The organism is Sorangium aterium, from assembly GCF_028368935.1.
Classification (GTDB): domain Bacteria; phylum Myxococcota_A; class Polyangia; order Polyangiales; family Polyangiaceae; genus Sorangium; species Sorangium atrum.
Map to the genome: position 1 here is coordinate 588,854 of NZ_JAQNDK010000002.1, position 20,919 is coordinate 609,772.

Annotated in this window: 12 protein-coding genes; 8 read left to right on the top strand and 4 right to left on the bottom strand. The window is 73.2% G+C overall.

Features of this window, described 5'->3' with window-relative positions; translation table 11 throughout:
- The first annotated feature begins 169 nt into the window (after nt 1–169).
- Together POL72_RS17125 and POL72_RS17130 are read left to right on the top strand one after the other, a co-directional pair.
- Nucleotides 170–940: a hypothetical protein gene (locus POL72_RS17125; protein ID WP_272096450.1), complete on the top strand. Its 771-nt coding sequence runs from the start codon at nt 170–172 to the stop codon at nt 938–940.
- 11 nt (nt 941–951) lie between these two features.
- Complete coding sequence (locus tag POL72_RS17130) at nt 952–4,899, top strand: serine/threonine-protein kinase (RefSeq protein ID WP_373372208.1); 3,948 nt, start codon at nt 952–954, stop codon at nt 4,897–4,899.
- 34 nt (nt 4,900–4,933) lie between these two features.
- Here POL72_RS17130 and POL72_RS17135 read toward each other — a convergent pair whose 3' ends face one another.
- Together POL72_RS17135 and POL72_RS17140 are read right to left on the bottom strand one after the other, a co-directional pair.
- Nucleotides 4,934–9,208, bottom strand: a complete 4,275-nt coding sequence (locus POL72_RS17135) for a serine/threonine-protein kinase (protein WP_272096452.1) — start codon at nt 9,206–9,208, stop codon at nt 4,934–4,936.
- Between the two features lie 7 nt (nt 9,209–9,215).
- Complete coding sequence (locus POL72_RS17140; protein ID WP_272096453.1) at nt 9,216–10,067, bottom strand: hypothetical protein; 852 nt, start codon at nt 10,065–10,067, stop codon at nt 9,216–9,218.
- 170 nt (nt 10,068–10,237) lie between these two features.
- Here POL72_RS17140 and POL72_RS17145 point away from each other — a divergent pair, with 170 nt between their 5' ends.
- Nucleotides 10,238–11,722, top strand: a complete 1,485-nt coding sequence (locus POL72_RS17145) for a serine/threonine-protein kinase (RefSeq protein ID WP_272096454.1) — start codon at nt 10,238–10,240, stop codon at nt 11,720–11,722.
- A 260-nt stretch (nt 11,723–11,982) separates the two neighbouring features.
- Complete coding sequence (locus POL72_RS17150; protein ID WP_272096455.1) at nt 11,983–13,137, top strand: ferritin-like domain-containing protein; 1,155 nt, start codon at nt 11,983–11,985, stop codon at nt 13,135–13,137.
- A 57-nt stretch (nt 13,138–13,194) separates the two neighbouring features.
- Here POL72_RS17150 and POL72_RS17155 read toward each other — a convergent pair whose 3' ends face one another.
- Together POL72_RS17155 and POL72_RS17160 are read right to left on the bottom strand one after the other, a co-directional pair.
- Nucleotides 13,195–14,277 carry a hypothetical protein gene (locus tag POL72_RS17155; protein WP_272096456.1) on the bottom strand — a complete coding sequence of 361 codons (1,083 nt, stop codon included), beginning with the start codon at nt 14,275–14,277 and terminating at the stop codon, nt 13,195–13,197.
- Nucleotides 14,278–14,580: 303 nt separating this feature from the next.
- On the bottom strand, nt 14,581–14,796 hold the full coding sequence (locus POL72_RS17160) for a hypothetical protein (RefSeq protein ID WP_272096458.1): 216 nt from the start codon (nt 14,794–14,796) through the stop codon (nt 14,581–14,583).
- Nucleotides 14,797–15,129: 333 nt separating this feature from the next.
- Between POL72_RS17160 and POL72_RS17165 the strand changes: the two genes are divergently transcribed.
- The 4 genes from POL72_RS17165 to POL72_RS17180 all read left to right on the top strand — a co-directional run bounded on the left by POL72_RS17165 (nt 15,130) and on the right by POL72_RS17180 (nt 20,882).
- The gene (locus tag POL72_RS17165; RefSeq protein ID WP_272096459.1) at nt 15,130–15,882 is read left to right on the top strand and encodes an RNA polymerase sigma factor; all 753 of its coding nucleotides are present in this window, start codon (nt 15,130–15,132) and stop codon (nt 15,880–15,882) included.
- Nucleotides 15,879–17,186 carry a FecR domain-containing protein gene (locus POL72_RS17170; protein ID WP_272096460.1) on the top strand — a complete coding sequence of 436 codons (1,308 nt, stop codon included), beginning with the start codon at nt 15,879–15,881 and terminating at the stop codon, nt 17,184–17,186. Before POL72_RS17165 ends, POL72_RS17170 begins: the two co-directional genes overlap by 4 nt.
- A 217-nt stretch (nt 17,187–17,403) precedes the next feature.
- The gene (locus POL72_RS17175) at nt 17,404–19,530 is read left to right on the top strand and encodes an ATP-binding protein (RefSeq protein WP_272096461.1); all 2,127 of its coding nucleotides are present in this window, start codon (nt 17,404–17,406) and stop codon (nt 19,528–19,530) included.
- A gap of 206 nt (nt 19,531–19,736) precedes the next feature.
- The gene (locus POL72_RS17180; protein ID WP_272096462.1) at nt 19,737–20,882 is read left to right on the top strand and encodes a hypothetical protein; all 1,146 of its coding nucleotides are present in this window, start codon (nt 19,737–19,739) and stop codon (nt 20,880–20,882) included.
- Nucleotides 20,883–20,919: the final 37 nt, after the last annotated feature.

Consider the following 20,919-nt stretch of genomic DNA (forward strand, 5'->3'; position numbering starts at 1 on the left):
TGTGTCGTGGCGGTGTGGAGGCGGTGTGCAGAAAGATGTCCAGCAAAATCTCCATAAAATATTTGAACTTGATAGATGGAGTGGTGTAGATCTGATTGGTACTATGGAATCTGCACGCCAGTTCGCTCTCCTCGCTTGCGTGGCTGTGTCGTTCTCGCAGGCTGCCTGCGTGGCGTCTGCCGAGCTCGAAGGGGATGACGAGGCGGTGGCGGAGGCCGAGCAGGAGGTCACGATTCACAACGCGCTGACGGCCAACGCGTTGACGGCCAACGCGCTGACCGCCAATGCGTTGACCGCCAACGCGCTGACGGCCAACGCGCTGACGGCCAACGCGCTGACCGCCAACTCGCTGACGAGAGGCGCGCTCCGTGATCCCGTGTCGAGGGAGCTCCTCAGCTTCATTGTGAGCTGCGCTCTCCCCGAGGAGGACAGCATCGAGGTCAAGGTCGATGGGGTGTCCTACAGCTTTGACGGGGATCTCGGGCTCGCGCCCGAGTGGGGCAAGAAGCGCGGCTCGTGTGATGAAAACTGCCAGGAGTGGGTCTCCGCGTGCCTGCTGGCGCGCGTGAACTACCGGGGCGAGCACGTCATGATCTCGCTCCGCGGAAAGAACCCGGCGCTCTCGTCCACGAAGTGGGAGCGGGCGAGGTACGACACGCCGGAGGCGACCTACTTCGGCAACGTCTTCCACAAGCCGCAGAGCCTCTTCGCCTGCCTCGCGCCGGGCAAGAGGTCGATCCCGCGCGTCTGCGGGCCCTCGCTCGACAACTGCCCGATCGATGTCGTGGGCGAATGTGAGGACGTGTGCGATGGGCCGAAGCAGGACGGCAGCTTCTCGGACTGCCACGACCGCGAGCCGCTCAAGCTGCCGTGCGGCGACCACGTCTTTCCGCGCGGCACCGATCGCTACAAGGCTTCAGTGTCCGTCTTCCTCGAGTAGCATCGAGCCGCGTGGATTCCGGCGCAGTCCTCGCGAGCCGCTTCGTCGTCGAGCAGCAGGTCGCGGCCGGGGGGATGGGGACGGTCTATCGCGCGCACGACCGCCTCGACGCCCGCCCGGTCGCCCTCAAGGTCCTCCACAGCCGCGAGGCGTTCGACGTCGAGCGGTTCGAGCGCGAGGCGCAGATCCTCGCCGAGCTGAGCCACCCGGGGATCGTGCGGTACGTCGCGCACGGGCGAACCACCGCCGGGGACCACTACCTCGCCATGGAGTGGCTGGAGGGGGAGGACCTGGCGGCGTGCCTCGCGCGCCGGCAGCTCGCGCTCGGAGAGAGCCTCGCGGTGCTGCGCAGGACGGCGGACGCGCTCGCCTTCGCGCACTCGCGCGGGATCATCCACCGCGACGTCAAGCCGAGCAACATTTTCCTCGTCGCCGGCGATGTCGGCCAGCTCAGGCTCGTCGACTTCGGGATCGCGCGCCCCGACGGGGAGTCGCGGCGGCTCACCTACACGGGCGGGATCCTCGGAACCCCGGGGTACATCGCGCCCGAGCAGATCGAGGGCGGGGGCGCCCTCGACGCGCGGGCGGACGTGTTCTCGCTCGCGTGCGTCTTCTACGAGTGCGTCGCGGGACGCCCGGCCTTCGAGGGGGCGCACGTCATGGCGGCGCTCGCCAAGCTCCTGTTCCAGCAGACGCCCCGGCTGCGCGACGTCCGCGCGGACGTCCCGGAGCCGCTGGAGCGCCTCATGGACCGGATGATGGCGAAGAACCCCGAGGACCGGCCGCGCGACTGCGGCGACGTCGGGGTCGAGCTCGCGCAGATCGCTGAGGCGCTCGACGCTTGGGCGACGCCGCGGCCCGCCACGCTCGCCTCGCCGCGCGACGCGACCATGCGCTCGGCGCGGGTCGACGGGTTCCTCACGCGCAGCGAGCAGCGGCTCGTGTCCCTCGTGCTCGCCGGCGAGCCGGACGACGTGCAGATGAGCGTCGCGGCGGCCGGCGGCGTGCCGAGCGCCTTGGACGTCTCGAGCGTGCTGCAGGAGCTCTCGAGCGAGGGCCCGGGCTCCGCGGTGCCGCGCTCGGAGGTGCGGGCCGCGGTGGAGCCCTACGGCGCGCACATCACGGAGATCTCGCGAGGTTCGCTCATCGCGATCCTCGCCGGCGCCGGGAGCGCCGTGGACCGGGCCGAGCGGGCGGCGCGGTGCGCGCTCGCGCTGCGCGCGCGGTTCCCAGGCATCCCGCTCGCCGTCGCCACGGGGCGCGGGGTGTCGTCGGCGAAGCTCATCGAGGGCGACGTCATCGACCGGGGGGTGCGCGCCCTGCGGGCCGCGCACGCCGGGGCGGTCCGGCTCGACGACGTGACCGCCAGCGTCGTCGGCGGCCGCCTCAAGGTGGAGAGCGACGAGAACGGGCCGTTCCTCGCGACCGAGACGGCGGCCGACGAGAGCGTCCCCGTCCTGCTCGGCAAGCCGAGCGTCTGGGTCGGCCGCATCCGCGAGCTGTCCATGCTGGAGGGCGTGTTCTCCGGGTGCGTGAGCGAGTCGCTGGCGAGCGCGGTGCTCGTCATCGGCGCGGCGGGGTCCGGGAAGTCGCGGCTCCGCCTGGAGTTCCTCACCCGGGTGCGGCGCCAGTTCGGGTCGGTGGAGATCCTCTCCGGGCGGGCCGAGTCGATGGCCGCGGGGTCTCCGTTCGGCCTCATCGCCGACGCGATCCAGAAGGCGGCGGGGATGCGCGAGGGCGAGCCGGTGGAGGCCCGGCGGCGCAAGCTGACGCGCCGGCTGGGGCGCCACCTGAGCGGCGAGGCGCTGAGCCGGATCTCGGCCTTCCTTGGCGAGCTCTCGCGGACGCCGTTCCCCGACGGCGAGACGAGCGGGCTGCGCGCGGCGCGCGACAACGCGATGCTCATGGCCGACGCGACGCGCGCGGCGTGGGAGGACTGGCTCGCGGCCGAGTGCGCGGCGCAGCCGGTGCTGCTCGTGCTCGAGGATCTGCACTTCGGCGATCCGGCGACCGTGCGCCTCATCGATCAGACGCTCCGGAACCTCCGGGACCTGCCGCTCATGCTGCTCGCTCTCGCCCGGCCCGAGGTGAGCAAGCAGTTCCCCGGGCTGTGGACCGACCGGGAGGTGCAGACGATCAAGCTCGGGCCGCTGCCCGCCAAGGCGAGCGAGCGCATGGTGCGGAGCGCGCTCGGCGAGGAGACGCCCGCCGAGACGGTGGCCCGGGTCGTGGACCGGGCCGACGGCAACCCGTTCTACCTGGAGGAGCTCATCCGCGCGGTCGCGACGGGCAAGGGGGACGTGCTGCCCGACTCGGTGCTGGGCACGGTCGAGGCGCGGCTCGACGCCGAGGGCCACGAGGCGAAGCGCGTGCTGCGGGCGGCGAGCATCTTCGGCGACCGCTTCTCGAAGCTCGCGGTGGCGGCGCTGCTCGGCGGCGCGACGCGGGTGAAGGAGACCGAGACGTGGCTCGACGCGCTCGCGGCGCGGGAGCTCATCGCCCCGGTCTCGACGCCGGGGTGGCTCATCCCGACGGACTACGTGTTCCGCCACGCGATCGTGCGCGAGGCCGCGTACGCGATGCTCACGGAGCCGGACCGCGCCCTCGGCCACAAGCTGGCCGGCGAGTGGCTCGAGCGCAGCGGGCACACCGACGCGATGGCGCTCGCGGAGCACTTCCGGCGCGGCGGCGAGCCGGGGCGCGCGGTGCGGTGGTACCGGAGGGCCGCGGAGCAGGCGCTCGAGGCGAACGATCTGGCGAGCGCGCTCGCGCGCGCCGAGATGGGCGTCCAGTGCGGGGCGGCCGACGAGGAGCTCGGGCGGCTGCGGCTCGTGGAGGCCGAGATCGGGCTGTGGCAGGGAGAGGCCGTGCTCGCCGTGCAGCGCGGCACCGAGGCGGCGAGCCTCGTCCGGACCGGCAGCTCGCCGTGGTTCCGCGCCATCGGGCAGGTGATCATCGCCGAGGGGAAGCTCGGTCACTTCGATCGCGTCGAGGCGTGGGCGACGCGGGCGGCCGAGGCGGCGGGCGCGATCAGCGCGCGGATCATGTGCCTGTGCGACGCCGCGACGTTCCTGAGCTTCGGCGGCCGCTACGCGGCGGCCGACGCGCTGATCCAGATGCTCGAGGTGGTCGCGAGCGAGCCCGCCGGGCTCGAGCCGCAGGCGGCGGGGCTCTACCAGCAGGCGCGCGCGGTCCGGGCGAACACGAGGGGCGACATCGGGGCCGCGCTGAGCGGGTTCACGGCGGCGCTCGCGGCGTTCGAGCAGGCCGGCGACCGCCGGAACGCCTGCACGATACGCTCGAACCTGGGTTTCTTGTACGGCGAGCTCGGCGACTTCGAGGTGGCCGAGTCGGCGCTCCGGACGGCGCTCGCCGCGGCGCAGCGCATGGGCCTCGACGATCTGGAGACGGCCGCGAGCCAGAACCTCGGCTACGTCATCGCCCACCTGGGGCAGCTCGAGGAGGCGAAGCTCCTCGAGCAGCGCGCCGCCGCGGCGTTCCAGCAGCAGGGCGACCGGCGCATGGAGGGCGTGACGCTGACGTACATGGCGAAGATCATGCTCCTGTCGGGCGATCCCGTGGCCGCCGAGCGCGAGGCGCGCGCCGCGGTCGAGGCGCTGGCGGTGGCGCCGCCGCTCCGCGCCGCCGCCGTGGCGGTGCTCTCGCGCGCGCTGCTCGCGCAGGGCCGCCCGGAGGAGGCGCTGCCGGCAGCGCGCGAGGCGTTCGTGCAGCTCGAGGAGGCGGGCTCGCTCGAGGAGGGCGAGTCGCTGGTGCGGCTCGCCTACGCCGAGGCGCTCGCGGCCGCGGGCGCCGCGAGCGAGGCGGCCGAGGCGCTCGCCGTCGCGCGCCAGCACCTGCTCGAGCGCGCGGCGAAGATCAGCGACGCGGCCTTTCGGGAGCGGTTCTTGACGTGCGTGCCCGACAACGCGAGGACCCTCGCGCTCGCTGCCGCCGGGTGACACGTCACGGGGCGGCGGCGCCGGGGCGGCTTGCCTACGCCGGCTGCGTCGGCTGATCCAGGGCGGCCTCCGCCGCTTCGCGCTCGGCGAGGGCGGCGGCGTGGCGGCGCAGCCGGTCGCCCATCACGTTCGGGATGCGCTCCGCGGCCTCGAGCGCGGCCGAGAGCGCGCCGCGCGCGGCGGCGAGCCGGCCGCGCCGCAGCGCGGTCACCGCGCGGATCTCGAGGACCTCGATGTGCTCCTGGCCCACGGAGCTCTGCGCCGAGCGGTCCACGAGGGCGTCCCACGCGGCGTCGTCCGCGGCGCCCCTGTCCTGCGTGGCCAGATCGATCATGGCGCAGAGCACCTCCTCCGAGGGGACCATCAGCGCGTCGGCCTGGCCGTCCTCGCGGGCTCGCTCCTGCATCTCGCGCATCTGCTGGAACAGCGCGCGCGCCTCGGCCTGCTCGCCGCAATAGAAGAGGAACCGGGTCTTGAGGAGCAGCGCGACCGGCCGGCACGTCCCGCAGAACCGGTGCCGCTCGATGTCGAGCGCGCGATCGATGTGCGGCCTCGCCGCCGCGAGGTCGTCCATCAGGTAGAGGTACTCGCCGAGGTTGTACTCGCCGATCCGCTCCAGCCCGCTCTGGCCGAGGTCGCGCGCGAGCGCGAGCACCCGCTCGAGATCGGCGATCATCCGGGCCTTGTCGCCGCGGCACGCCCAGAGGAGCGCGCGGTTGTTCGTCACGGAGCAGAGGTGGAGCGTGTCGTGGTGCGCCTCGCAGAGCGCGATCGCCCGGCCGAGCGCGTCCTCGGCGTCGTCGAGCCGGCCGAGCCCCTGGAGGACGAAGCCGAGCATGAGCAGCGAGATGACGAGCGTCTCGTACCCTTCGTCGCCGAGCGAGGCGGCCGACGCCGCGGCGCGCTCGAGCGCGGCGGCCGCCTCTTCCTCCTGGCTGAAGCGGTGGAGCGTGCGCCCGGCGCCGAGCGCGAGGCGCGCGGTGAGCGCCGGCGACAGCGTGATCTCTTCGGCGAGCACGCCCGCCTCCTCGACGCGCTCCTCGGAGCTCTTGAACTCGTCCATCCAGTCGAGCGCCGTGGCCTCGTCGAGCAGGATGTCGATCTGCGCCGGGACGTCGCCGCGCGCCCGCGCGATGGCCCGCGCGCTGGCGAAGTCGGCGAGCGCGTCGTGGTAGCGGCCGAGGCGGTAGCGCATGAGGCCGCGGCCCCGGTGCGCGGCCGCGCGATCGGGGCGCACCCCGCCCGGCGCGCGGCGGCTGGGCGGGCCTCCGCCGGGGGCCGTCGGCTCGATCGGCTGCTCCAGGGCGCGGCTGTAGAGCGTCTCCGCGTCGAGGTAGGCGTGCCGGGCGCGCGCGCGCTCCGCCAGGGTGAGGTAGGCGATCTCGGCGATCTCGCCGAGGCCCGCCTGGGCAGCGTGGTACGCGAACGGGATGAGGCGCTCGTTCTTGAGGTGCGGCGCGTCGCGCTCGCCGGCCTCGTCGCCCGCGGCGTCGCGGTGCAGCTTGAACGCCGCGAGGTGGACGCGCCGGCGGAGCGGCTCGGGCGCGCCGCGGGCCACCGCCTCGCGGACCAGCGCGTGTCGGAAGCCGATGCGGCCGCGCCGGTCCTGGACGAGGAGGTCCGCGGCGATCAGCCGCTTCACGGCGACCGCGGCGTCGAGCGGGAGATCGTCGGCCTCGCCGTGCTCGTCGAGCCGGTGGAGCACGCCGGCCACCTCCGCGACCGCGACGTCGGGGCCGAGCAGCGCGATGAGCCGCGCGTGCGCCTGGAGCGCGGGCGGGAGCGCGTCGATCTCGCCGAGGGCCAGCCAGTCGAGGAGCGGCATGTCGGGGAGCCGATCGAGCTCGTCGGTGGCGAGGTACCACGCGTCGCCGCGCGGGTGCCGGCGCACGATGCCCCCGCGCTTGAGGCCGCGCACGAGCTCGATGAGCAGGAGCGGGACGCCCTGCGCGCGCTCGACGAGGTGCGCGACCGCGGGCTCGGGCACGTCCTCCGCGGGCAGGAGCAGCCGCCGGCACAGGGCGATCGCGCTCTCGCGATCGAGCGCCTCGAGGCGGTAGGTCTCGCGGCGCGCGGCGCGCTCGCCGAAGGAGGGGCGCGCGCTCTCGAAGCTCGGCCGCCCGAACGCGCAGATGAAGAGCGGCGCCTGCGCCTCGGCGAGCGCCGCGTACTCGAGCGCGGCGAGCGCCGCGTCGTCGGCCACGTGCGCGTCGTCGAGCACCACGAAGAGCGGCGTCCGGCGCGATCGCCGGCGGAGGGCCTCGCCGGCGGCCACGGAGAGCGCGGCGCGGAGCGCGCCGGGCGCCGCGGAGAGCGCGCGGAGCTCCGGGTAGCGCTCCTCGGCGAGCGCGTCGTCGCTGATCCAGCCGAGCGCGAGCGCCACCGCGGCCCCGAGCTGCCCCTGCTGCGCGCCCGCGAGGCGGCGCCGCAGGAGCGCGCTGCCGCCGTCCGCCGGAGGGGACGACGGCAGCGCGAGCGCCCGCTGAAGGATCTCCCGGACGACGCGATCGGCCCCGCCGGCGACCGGCTCGCCGGTCCGGAGCTCGATCACCTCGGCGCGCCCCTCGATCGCGCGCAGCCGCTGCGCGAGCGCGCCGGCGAGGCGGCTCTTGCCGTGGCCGGCCACCCCGATGACGCTGGCGATGGTGGGCGTCGCGGTCGCCACGGCGTCGCGCGCGCCCGCGACCAGCGCGTCGAGGACATCGCTCCGGCCGAAGAGCGGCTGGGAGCTCGAGTCGAACGCGGTGTCGGCGTCGGGCTGGGCGGCCGCCAGCCCGGGCCGGACGGAGGCCGGTCCTTGCGGGGGGAGGCCATCGCCCTGGGCCTGCGAGGCGTCGTCGCCGAGCGCCGCCGCGGCCGCCGGCGACAGGGTGAGGCCTGCAGGGCCGCCCGCCGCGAACCGGTCCTCCCGGTGGAAGAGCGGGCTCAGGAACCGCCGCGTGCCGTCGGGCCGCGGCTGGACGGACACGGTCGCGAGGTCGAGCAGCCCGCGGGAGAGGACGCGCTGCTGCTCGAGCTCGCGGCCGGCGTGCGCCGCGCGGCGCAGCGGGCTCGCGCCGTCCGCGTGATCGAAGACGGCGACGAAGCGGCCGCCCGCGGCGTGGGCGAGCTCCCCGCCCAGGGCGCTGAGCCTGCGCTGGAGGGCCACGACGTCGAGCTCGGCCTCGAAGAAGAGGAGCGCGACGGCGCGCCGCTCGACGCTGCGGGCGCTCGGCGGCGGCGGCTCCGTGGTGGGACGCCGGAGGCGCGAGGGGCGGCGCTCCTGGCCGCGCTCGAAGCTCTCCAGGGCGGCGCCGAGCGCCGCGGCGCTCGCGAAGCGCTGGCCTCTGTCCTTCGCGAGGCACCGGAGCACGATCTCCTCGAGCGAGCGCGAGATCGGCGCGATCTGGGAGGGCCGCGGGGGGCGGCGGCTCATGTGGTCCTGCCGCACCAGGGCGGGAGGTCCCCAGAACGGCGGCTTGCCGGTGAGCAGCTCGAACAGCACGACGCCGAGGGCGTACACGTCCGCGCGCGCGTCGACGTCGCCGCGGCCGTCGCACTGCTCGGGGGCCATGTACTCGGCGGTGCCGGGCGCGTCGCTCTCGGCGGTGATGCGGTGCGACGGCTCGTGGTGCCCCGCGGCGAGGCCGAGATCGATGATGGTGGCGCGGTGCCCGCCGTCCCCGGCGCGCGCGACGAGCGGCGCGCCGGAGACGAAGATGTTCTCCGGCTTGACGTCGCGGTGCACGTAGCCGCGCGCGTGGATCGCCTCGAGGGCCCGGAGCGCGGCGCGCGCGAGGGCGCACGCCTCGCGCGCCGGCATCGGCCCGGCGACCCCGCGCGCCACGAGGCGGTCGGCGAGCGTGGGGCCGTCGAGGTACTCCATGACGAAGTACGGCGCGCCCGAGGCGAGCTGGCCACACCCGTAGACGGCGGGCACGTGGGGCGGCCCGACGTCGTAGAGGGCCCGCATCTCCTTGACGAGGCGGGCGCTCGCGTCCGCCCGGTCGGCGCGCGCGACCTTGATCGCCACGGTCGGGCCGCCCTCCTCGGGCTCGGCCGCGAACACGGCCCCGAACCCGCCTGCGCCGGCGAGCCGGACGCCCCGGTAGCCTTCGATGCTGGGCAGAGCGGTCGCGCCGAGCCAGCTGCCGCTGGGCTCGTCCGCGCCGCCGGGCGCTACGGGCTCTTGGCTGCCCTGCCGCGCCACGGGGCCGTGCTCCGGACACCCCGGATCCGCGTGCGCGACGCGCCTGCCGCACTCCTTGCACCGCGCGGTGGGCGCCCCGGAGCGAGCCGCGCTTCCGCCTCGACGAGCATCGGGCAACATGGGGGCCTCATGGCAGGAACGTCGTAATCACCGCGGGCCACGACTCGCCTCGATCGTCGGTGCAGCTCGGGCGATAGCCGTCGGCTGCGCTGAGCGCGTCACACGCGAGATCGCATGAGCCCACGATGTGAATGTTCGGGCATTCCCGGACGCCCCCTTCGGGCTCGGGGAGCCCCGCGGCGCAGTCCCTGCTGAGGGCCCGAGAGCTCTCCGCGTTCGATTCGTTGTAGCAGGCATAGAGGCGGGGGGGTGTCGCGAACAGATTGCCCCAGAACGCGCCTTCCTCCATCGGATACGACTCGACCTCGCTCGCGTCCGGGTGCCTGAGGGCGAGGTGCGCCGCGCGCGACGAGATCATCACGGAGACGCCGGTCCGGTTGGCGCGCGACGCCACGCAGGCCGAGACCCACTGCTCCCGGGACTCGCTCAGCGGCGCGATGGCCCAGCTCGCAGCGAGCCCGAGGTACCCCGGGTAGACCTCCTCGCGCAGCTCGCCGAGCTCGTCGCGCCACGAGAACCTGAACGATTGCGACGGGGTCAGCGCGCAGCCGACGATGTATTGAAGGAGCTGCCGGGACATCGTGCCGAGCTCTCCTGGGCGGGTGATGGCGGCGCGGACCGCCGCCGAGAGGGCGCTCAAGGCGAGTCTGTTCGGGGCGAGCGCAATCGGGTTGAGGGCGTTCGGGTTGAGGGCGTTCGGGTTGAGGGCGTTCGGATTCAGCGCGTTGTGATTCAGGAGCGCACTTGAGACCTCGTCGACCGACCCCCACTCCGCGGGAAATCCGTCGCTGCCACCGCAGCACGGCACTGAAGCCAACAGAAATGTGTGCGCGCACAGCGCTCGGATTCGCCTCTTCATCTGTCCCCCTCCCCGCCCGTTCTGCTAGCAGATGGAATAGGCTACCGTAAGGATAACGATGGATTTACTGTACCACTTGGCGAAGCGACGTGTAGCGCCAACCCGGCCGTCTGGCGCGGAGAAAATCATCGCTCGGGTGAGCCCTTAGTCGCATCGGGGGGGTTATGACGATGGATGCTTTGGCGACACGAGATAACGAGACGCGGGCATTTTCACTGGAGGAGAGGTCCTTTTCCCGAGGCGAGCTGCCGTGCGGCTCGCGGGCGGGTGAGTACGGCATTGTGTCGCCCATCGCCCGGGGCGGATGTGGGGCCGTGTACGAGGCGATTCACCTCCGGACCGGCGCGCGGGTGGCGATGAAGGTGCTCCACGGGACGCTCGCCGCGTCGCCGAAGATGGTGAAGCGCTTCCTGCGCGAGGTCGAGGTGGTGAGGCTGCTCAACCACCCCGGGATCGTCGAGATTCATGACGCCGGCGAGCTCGCGGACGGCCGGCCCTTTTATGTGATGGAGCACCTCGACGGGGTGACGCTCGACGTGCTCCTCCGGCAGGAGGGGCGGCTGTCGCCGGAGCAGGCGCTCGAGCTGCTCGAGCCGGTCTGCTCGGCGCTCGACGCGGCGCACGCGGCCGGGATCATCCATCGCGACGTGAAGGGCAGCAACATCTTCGTCTCGCGGGGCGCCCCGCGGGCGGTCAAGCTCCTCGATTTCGGGATCGCCAAGCTGATGGAGCCGGACGAGGGGGCGAGCGGCTTCACCACGGCGGGGAGGGCGCCCGGCACCCTCACGATCATGGCGCCCGAGCAGATCCTCGGCGGCGTCCTCGACGCGCGCGTGGACGTGTATGCGCTCGGCGTCCTGCTGCACAGGCTCCTCACGGGCAAGCTCCCGTTCTACTCGCCGGACGCGACCGAGCTGCTCCGGCAGCACCTGGAGGAGCCCGCGCCGCGCCCGAGCCGGCGGACCCCGCTGCCGCCCGCGCTCGACGCGGTGGTGCTGCGCTGCATGGAGAAGCAGCCGGAGCACCGCTACCCTTCGGTGAAGAGCTTCCTCTACACGCTCCGCGAGGCGGTCGGCGAGCCGACGTCGGGGCGGAGCAGCGTGCCGGAGCTCCAGACCGACGCGATCGCGATCTACCTCGATCTCCGGGTGCGCACCGACGCCGACGATCTCGACGACGCGCTCGCCGAGGAGCTCGGCCTCGTGCTCGACCTCGCGGAGGAGCGCCTCCGGGACGCCGGGCTCACGCTCGTCTCCGTGACCGGCAGCGAGATCCTCGCCGTGCGCCTCCTCTCCAGCGAGCTGCGGGAGTCGCTGCTCGAGCGCGCGGCCGTGATCGAGATCGCCGCCTCGCTCCACGAGGAGATCGCGCTGAGGAGCGGCCCGGACACGCGCGTGCACACGAACCTGTGCCTGCACGCCGGGCAGGTCGTTGTGCGCTCGGCGAACCTCCCGGAGATCATCGGCGGCGACCTGGCCCGGGTCGGGGCGTGGGCGCCCGTCGACTCGGTGCAAGGGCTCTGCGCGACGGAGGCGGCGGTCCGCGGGATCGGCGGACTCGATCTCTCCGCGGGGCCGCCCGGGCTCCTGCTGATCGGCGAGCTCTCCGGGCACTGCTCCTCGCCGGCGCCCACGCTGCGGTGCCGCGCGCTCTGACGCGGAGGGCGCGCGGCCAGCGTTGGGCCTTCAGCGACGCGCGCGACGCGCGGGCCGCGCCCCTGCGACGTGCGATGTCAGGCGGGCGACGGGCGCGCGCTCGGCGTGGACCCCCTGGCCGACTCGGGAGCTCCCGGAGCCGATATGACGACGCAAAAACGAGCGAGAGGCGATTGCCGCTCGAAGATAGGTGCCATTATAAGGGCCGCCCGCGGGTCGCTCGACCTCGCGTCCGCGCCTCGCCGCTCCAGAAAGCTCTCATGTCCATGCGCCTCCAGCAAGCACTCCAGACCCTCCTCGATTCCGCCCCTCTCCTTCGTGACGCGTCGAGCAGCGGTAACGTCCGTGTGCTCGCCTCGCTGCTCGGGCCCGCCTTTCGCGGCTTCGTCCAGCGGCGGGGCAAGGGCGTGGTCTCGACCGATATCTCGGTTGGATACGAGGCCAGCTTTAACTGGAGTTACGGGCGGGACGACCCCGACATGGCGCGGCTCTACCACCTCGCCAAGACGTCCCAGTGGAACGCTGCGACAGACCTCGACTGGTCGCGGAGCGTCGACTGGCTCGACCCGGCAATGCCGCTCTTGCCCGACAGCTGGATGCCGCCGTCCAAGCTGCCCGCCTGGGGCAGGCTCTCCGAGCGGGAGCGGGCGACGCAGCGCCACGGGCTGCTCTCCTGGATGCTGAGCCAGTTCCTGCACGGCGAGCAGGGCGCCTTGTTCGCGGCGTCGCAGATCACGGAGTGCGTGCCGTCGCTCGACGCGAAGCTCTATGGGAGCACGCAGGTCGCCGACGAGGGGCGCCACGTCGAGGTGTTCCACGCGTACCTGACGCAGAAGCTGGAGAAGCTCTACGAGATCAACGACAACCTCTATGTCGTCATCGACGCGATCATGAGCGACGGCCGGTGGGACATGAAGTTCCTCGGCATGCAGATCATGATCGAGGGCCTGGCGCTCGGCGCGTTCGGCTCGATTCGACAGGTGACGAGCGAGCCGCTCCTCAAGGACGTCCTCCGGTCGGTGATCACCGACGAGGCGCGCCACGTCCACTACGGGGTGCTCGCGCTGAGCAGGTTCTACCGCGAGGGCATCGACGAGCGGGCGCGGAGGGAGCGTGAGGACTGGGCGTTCGATCTGTCGGTGCTCTTGCGCAACCGCTTCCTGGCGCACGAGTTCTATGACGAGTTCTACGCCCACCGCATGACGCGCTGCGCGTGGGACGAGCTCATGCTCCAGAGCGACCTGATGGGGTTCTTCCGCCGGACGATGTTCCGGCGGATCGTGCCGAACCTGAAGCGGATCGGCCTCTTGTCCGCGCGGATGCGGCCGCGCTACGCCTCGCTCGGCCTGCTCGAGTACGAGCACGGGCGGGCGGCCAGCGAGCTGACGGCCAGGGAGCTGCTCGACGACGCGTGAGGCGAGGGCGTCCGAGGGCGAAAGGGGCGGACGCCCGCGCCGGCCCCGGGGAAGAGATCAGCAGGTGGATCTGACGCAGGCCGAGAGCTCGACGCCGCACTGCCTCTGGATGCAGCCGAAGTCGCCGTTGCAGACGGCGAGCGACCTGAAGGCGCACCCGAGGACCTGATCGGCGAAAAACTGAGCGTTGGGGCAGCCCCGCGAGACGCAGCTGGAGACGCACGCGACGCTGAACTCCGGCGGCATCCGCTCCCTGTCGATGCACCGGGCGGCGCAGGTGACCACCTCCTGGCAGTCCATGGGCTCGCACGCACCGCAGTCCTGGGGACAGAGGCCGCAGCTCTCGAAGCTCTCGCAGACGCCGTTCGAGCACACCGCGCACACGCCGCAGTCGCGCCGGCAGGACGCGCACGTCTCCGTCCCCGAGCAGATGCCGTCGCCGCACGTGGCGCAGGCGCCGCAGTCGTCCGGGCAAGAGAGGCAGCTCTCCAGCCCGGTGTTGCACACGCCGTTACCGCAGGCCTCGCAGACGCCGCAGTCGGGGGCGCACGAGCGGCAGTCCTCCCGCGGCGAGCAGACGCCGTCGCCGCAGCCCTGGCAGACGCCGCAGTCGCCCGCGCACGTCGCGCACGTCTCGGCGCCGCTGCACACGCCGTCGCCGCAGTTCGGACATACGCCGCAGTCGTCCGGGCACGTCGAGCACGTCTCGCTCGCCGGATCGCAGGCGGCGTCGCCGCAGCGCGGACACGGGCCGCAGTCGGCGGCGCAGCTCTGGCAGTCCTCTGCGCCGTTGCAGGCGCCGTCGCCGCACCCTTGGCAGGGGCCGCAGTCGGCGGCGCAGCTCCGGCAGTCCTCTGCGCCGTTGCAAGCGCCGTCGCCGCACCCCTGGCAGGGGCCGCAGTCGGCGGCGCAGCTCTGGCAGTCCTCCGCGCCGTTGCAGGCGCCGTCGCCGCACGCCGCCGGGGGCTCGGCGCCCGACGAGCTGTCGTACTCCCACGTCTCGGTGCGGCCGCAGCCCGCCCCGAGCGAGGCCCCCGCGAGGGCGACGAGCGCGGACCAGGCGAAGGCGCGCGAGGAGAGGAAGCCAGGGCGATGCCGCCCGGACCGCAGCAGGGAGCTCAGCCGGCTTGTGGTACCCATACGATCAGCCCCGGGGACAACGAGAGGTCTGGTAGTCGGAGGGAGCGGGACCGGCTCGCGGGCTGCAGCGGCGCCGCGCCGAGCCGTCCACGGGAAGGCGCGCGGACGGAACATACATGGAGACGGCCCTCGGATGGCGCCAAAGCACAGGCGCGCCGGCGCTGGAGCCGCGGCGGGTGGGGTGGCGGGAGCGCGCGGCACAAGCGGCACAAAATGAAAGAGGGCGGCGCCTCCGGAGAGGCGTCGCCCAAAGCGCTCCGCGGTGCGCGCTTCACCAAGGAAGCGACGTGCCGCGCAGAGAGCTCACTGCTTGGGGGCGTCCGCCGCGGGAGCCGCCGCCGGGTCGGCCGCGGGGGCCGCCGCCGGGTCAGCCGCGGGGGCCGCCGCCGGGTCGGCCGCGGGGGCCGCCGCCGGGTCAGCCGCCGGAGCCGCGCCCGGGTCGGTCGGGGCCGGGGCGCTGCCGCCGCAGGCGACGACGAGGGACGACACGGCGACGAGCGCAAGAACGAGCTTCTTCATGGAATCCTCCGAAAAAGAGGGCGGTCAGGCCACCCTCACAACCAACAGGCGTGTGAACCGCACGCAAATCCGGCGGCCACCACCCAGACGCCGCGGGGAGCCAGAACGGCTCACAGTTTTTTCGATGAGCCGCCCGGGCCCGACCAGGCGTCTAGAAAAGTGTGGGAAGTTCGGGCTGCTCCTGATGCCGCTCTGGACAGGAGCCGAGGGCTCGGCGCTCCGTCCGGACCGGCGACCCGCCTCCCACGAGGGCATCGCGATCACCTTCTGCTGTACATTTCCAGTCATGTCCCCTGGTACGAACGCATGGCTCTGAGACCTCAGCGAGGGCGCTTGCGCCTTGTCGAACCGGTCGTCCCGGCTGCCCCGGCCGCGGAGGCCCAGCAGGACATGGGCGACGCCGGGCCCGCGTTCGCTCCGGAGGAGCGGGGCCGCGGCGATGGCCGGTTCGGGGGGGCGCGCGCGCAGGACAGACGGTCCTCCGCCGCGACCGCCCCGGCCGAGCGCGGCGCAGGCCTCGCGGAGCTCCCGGACGCGCAGCTCGTGGTGCTCGGCGCCCGCGGGGACGTGAGCGCGCTCGAGCAGCTCTACCGGCGGCACGTCGCCTTCGCCATCCACCTCGCGACGCGCATCGAGGGCTCGGCGCGCGACGTGGAGGACATCGTTCACGACGCGTTCCTCCGCGCCTACGAGCGCCTCGACGATCTCGTGGATCCCGCCGCGTTCCGCGCGTGGCTCGGGTCGATCATCGTCCACAAGGTCCGCTCGCGGATGCGGCGCGCGCGGCTGCTCGGCGTGCTCGGGATGGGCAAGTCGAGCGAGCCGGTCGATCTCGACGCGCTGGCGAGCCCGGCCGCGTCGCCCCACGCGCGCGCGCAGATCGCGCAGATCTACGCCCTGCTCCAGACGCTGCCGGCCGACGACCGGATCGCGTGGATCCTCCGCTCGGTGGAGGGGCACGATCTCGAGACGGTCGCGCAGATGACGGACTGCTCGCTCGCGACCGTCAAGCGGCGCATTTCGCGGGCGCAACACTTCCTCGACGGTCACTTTGTAGATTCAACCAGCAGCGAGGCCTCATCATGAGCCGGCGAGGGCTACCCCGAATCGCCCCGGCAGATCTCCGCGACCACGCGACCGAGGAGCGGATCGCGCGCGTCTGGGACCGCATCGAGCACGACCTCGGGGCGCGCGAGCGCTCGTCGCCGCGGCGCGCGAGCATGGCCGCGATGCTCGCGGCGGCGACGTTCGCGGCGTTCGGCGGCGGCCTGTGGCTCGGCAAGGCGATCTGGAGCGACGAGCGCGCCGCGCCCGCGCCCACCGCCGTGGCGCCGGCCAACGACGCGCCGTCGCTCGTCGACGTGTTCGCCGCGGGCTCGCAGGGGCGCACCTTCCAGCTGCCGGGCGGCGGAACGATCTCGCTGACGGCGGGCACGACCGTCGAGGTCGAGCAGGCGGACGGCGGCGCGCTGACGCTGCGGCTCGTGCAGGGCGAAGCGTGGCTCGACACCGTGAGCGGGACGCGCACGGCGGCGCTCGCGATCGTCGCCGGCGAGGCCCGCCTCGCGGCGGCGGCGGGCAGCGTGCTGCGCGTGAAGCACAACGTCGACGCGATCGACGTCAACGTCGCGGATGGCTCGGTCAAGCTCACGTCGCCGGCCGGCTCGCGGGAGCTCGGGCGCGGCGACGCCGAGGAGGGCGTGCCGATCCGGCAGCGGATCGCGGTCGTGGCGCCGCCGGAGCCCCGGCGCGCCCGCGCCTCGTCGCTCCCGCGCTCGAGCGCGGAGGTGGCGCCGATCGAGCCGCCGCCTGCCGCCGCGCAGGTCGCCGCCGCGCCGGACTGGCGCGCGCGGTACAACGCGGGCAACGTCGCCGAGGCGCTGCAGAGCCTGCAGCAGCAGAGCGGCGGCATCGACGGCGCCATCGCTTCCGCGAAGACGGCGAGGGAGCTGATGGACCTCAGCGATCTGCTGCGCGGGAAGGGCGGCGATCGCGCCGCGGCGATGCGCGCGTTCGCGCGCGTGGTCGAGGGCTTCCCGAGCGACGCGAACGCGCCGATCGCGGCCTACAAGCTCGGCGACATGTACGCGAGCATGGGCGAGCAGGCGCTGGCGGCGAAGTACTACGAGCAGGCGCGCTCGCTGTCGCCCGAGGGCAACCTCGCGGAGGACTCGTTCTGCAAGCGCATCCGCTCCGAGGTGGTCGCCGGCCACAAGGAAGAGGCCTCTCAGATGGCCAAGGAGTATGTGGCCAAGTACCCGGACGGCCGGTGCGAGGACGTCCAGCGGATCGTCTCCGGCGAGTCCGGCGAGGAGGCGGCCGAGGAAGAGGAGCACGCGGCCCCGCCGCCCCAGCCTCCGCCGGCCCCGGACGCGAGCCCGACGCCGTAGAGCGGGGGGCGCCCGTCCACGTCGATCGCGCTCCGCCGGGCGCGGTGGACATGCTTGACACCTCTGGCGGTTCTGCGCTTGCTTGGTCGCTCGCCGCGCCGGAGAACCGCCCAGGATGACCACCGCCGTCCGCACCAGCTCTCTACCCGCTCGCAACGACGCTCAATCGCTCCCGTCGTGGAAGTTGGTGTTGCCCCGAGGCGGCTATGTGTCCTCGATGGAGGCGTTCACCACGGCGATGGGTGTCCCTGGCTTCGTGCTGCTCGATCTGGGCACGCTGGCCGGCGGCAAGGACGCGCACCGCCTCCTCGGGCTGCGGTACCTCATCGCGAACGGCGAGGTGTGGAGGACGCACTTCGGCTGGCAGCGCCCCCTGGAAGCGGCGCTGCGCAGGGCGCTGCTCGACGAGGAGCGGGTGCAGGAGCTCCTCGCGGCGGCGGAGGGCTTGCTCGCGCGGATCAGGGACACGCGCGCGGCGATCACGGCCGCGGACCGGGACGGGTTCGCTCGCTACCTGGAGGGCGGGCTGCTCCGGGCGCTGAAGCGCCGTGATTTCGACGACGAGCGCTTCCTCAAGTTCCTGATCCTGGAGCAGGACGAGCCCTCGCTCCGCGACCAGGCGGCGGAGCACCTGCGCTCCCGGGCCGGCGATCTCCTGCGGGAGGACGCGCAGGTGCTGGATCTCCTGTACGCCGCCGTTCATCGCCTGGACAGCTACCCCGCCACGACGGTGAGCGCGGGCCAGCTCAAGTACATCCTCGTGGCGGACAAGGGGGAGATGGGCGTGCGGGCCACGCGGGAGGCGATCGCGCTCGGCAAGATCCCCGTGGTCCTCTACAGCCTGCAGGACGACGCGAACGCGCTGCAGCTGCGGATCGCGCGGGAGGGCGGCGGGTTCGGGGTCGGGCTCGAGGGGAGCTTCCGCGAGAGCTACGCGAACTTCACCCAGATCGCGGACAAGGTGAGGGCCGAGTTCGAGCGGCGCTTCGGCGACGGCTGGCAGGACGAGCTGTCGCGCGCGGGGCTCTATCCCGGGTACGGCCCGCTCGCGGAGAACGCCGCGGCCATCCGGCACTTCCGCCAGAAGAACATCGTCTTCGTCGGCCCGATGCAGGACGTGGTGGAGAGCGCCGGCGACAAGCGCAAATTCCGCCTGATGGCTCAGGATTTCGACCCGACCGCTGTGACGCCGGGCATCGTCATCGACAGCGACGATCCGGGCGAGATCCAGCGGACCGTCCTGGAGGCGCACGCGGCTGGGCGCTTCACGTTCCCGGGGCGCCTGAAGGCCGCCAACGGCGGCGGTGGCCGCGGGCAGGCCGTCATCCCGACGGTGGAGCAGGTGCCGCAGGCCATCCAGAAGGTCCTTGGCGAGATCAAGGCGTACAACTGGCAGCCGGGGGTGATGTTCGAGCAGAACATCCCGGAGACGATCCACCTGGAGGTGCAGGTGCTGCGGGATCGCTACGGCAACACGCGGCACTTCGGCATGCGCGACTGCAGCGAGCAGCGCGCGAGCCAGAAGATCCAGGAAGAGGCGCCGCCGGCCCTGCTCCGGCGGTATCCGGGCCTGGAAGAGCGCATCTGCGGGCTCGCGGTGCAGATCGCGGACCGCGTGGGCTACGTGGGCGCGGGCACGGTGGAGCTGATGTTCAAGGAAGGGAAGTTCTACTTCCTCGAGATGAACACGCGGATCCAGGTGGAGCACCCCGTCAGCGAGGAGACGTACGCCATCAAGCGGAAGCGCAGCCGCGTCCCCGTGAACCTCGTCGCGTGGCAGATGCGCATCGCGGACGGGCAACCCATCGATTTCGAGCAGGACCACGTGGTGCAGACCCACTGTAGCCGCGAGTTCCGCATCAACGCGGAGAGCTGGAATCCCGATCTCAGGGACTCGCGGGACGGCGGCAAAGGGCTGTTCTTGCCCAACGCGGGTATCTTCGATCGCATCGCGCTCCCCGACACCGACGCGATCCGCGAGGCGCTCGAGGAGAAGGGCCTCACCGACCTGAAGGTCCGCTTCGACTGCGGCTTCGAGGCGGGGGACGTCCTCGTGAACAAGGACCCCACGTTCGGCAAGCTCATCGTCTCCGTGAGCTGCAAGGACCCGGAAAGGGCCTATGAGCTCCTGCGGCTCGCGTCCCTCGAGGTGCTGAAGAAGATGAAGATCGAGGGGCGGCAGGTGCGGCCCGACGGGACGCCCATCCAGGGCTCGCCCTTCAAGACGAACCTCCAGGATCACGTGCGCATCCTGAGGATGCCGCTGTTCAAGCGCCATTCGAACGACGACGACACAGGTCGTCACGTCAACTGGCTCGTGGCCGCGTTCCGCCAGGAGGCGTGAGCCGGGGCAGGCAGTCGCGCTCCCCTGTGTGGTGAGCGCTGGCAGCGAAATAATCCGCGAACGCGCGGCCGCTCTCGTTCGAGAGCGCGCCGCGGCGGATTCGTCCGGCCAGAGCAGCCTCGGTGAGGTGGTCTCGAACCACAAGAAAGAGGCAATTCAGATGGCAACAGGGTATGTGGCCAAGTACCCCGATGGCCCGTGCGAGGATGCCTAGCGGATCATCTCCGGCGCGGACGCCCCCGCAGAGGACGGGCCTTGGCCGCCGGCCCCCGGCGGGCGCCCCGCGCCGCGGGCTGCCTGTGCTCGCCGTCCCCGCGGTCGCCCTCCTGGTCTCCGCGCTCGTCGTCCCGCTGAGCTTCGCCTCCCCCGCGGCGGCTGCCGAGCCGCGCGCCGTCGTGGCGAGCACCAGCCGCGCATCTGCGCCGGCAGCGCCGCGGCTGCCCGACGCGGCGGCGCCCATCGAGGTGCGCGTCGCCCTGTCGCGCGGCGCGGCGGAGGAGGTCTCCAGCGTCCGCGTGCGGCGCCTGCTCGAGATCGAGCTCCCGGACGGCGCGGCGCTGGCCGCCGAGCCGGTCGGCCCGCTCGGCGACCGCGTCGCGACGGTGTGGGTCGATCGGCCCACCGCGGCCCGCCTCGAGATCCAGGTGCGCCTCGACGGCCGCGCGGTCGTGCGCCGGCAGATCGCCGTCTCCGGCCTCACATCGGACGTCGCCGCGCGGCTCGTCGCGATCGCCGCCTCCGAGATGATCGTCGCCGAGATGCGCCGCGCGCGCGCCCCACGGCGGCCGCCTTCGCCGCGGCGCCCCACCCAGGACGAGGTCGAGCTCGCCTCGCGCGATCTCGACACCCTGTCCGTCTCGGCCGGTCCCTACGCGGCGGTCGTCTCGGGCGGCCCGCGGGTGCTCGGCGGGGCGGGCCTCGCGCTCGGCCTGCGGCGCCTGCGGCTCACGGAGTCGCTGTTCGCCCGCCTGCTGGCCGCGCCGTCCGGCGGCGAGCCGCTGCGCTGGCTCGAGGCGGGCTTCTCGGGCGACTACCGCTTCTGGCTGGCCGCCTCGTGGCGCCTCTCGATCGGCGCCACCGCCTCCGTCGCGTCGCTCAGGCTGCCCGCCGCCGTCTCCGTCGATGGCATCGCCGGCGAGCGCGATACGTGGTCCGCCCGCGCCGGCCTCGGGCTCGGCGTGGAGACCCGGCTGGGCGGTCCGGTGTGGCTCGGGCTCACGCTGGACCCGGGGATCGTGCTGCGGCCGGCGCCCTACGAGGACGCCCGTGGCCAGGCGGGCGCCGTCGAGGGGGCCTGGCTGGGGATCGGCCTCTCGCTCGCCACGGAGCGGCGCTCCGCGCCGCTGCGGTGAGGGTGCGGCGCTCCGCGCCGCTGCGGGGTGCGGCGCT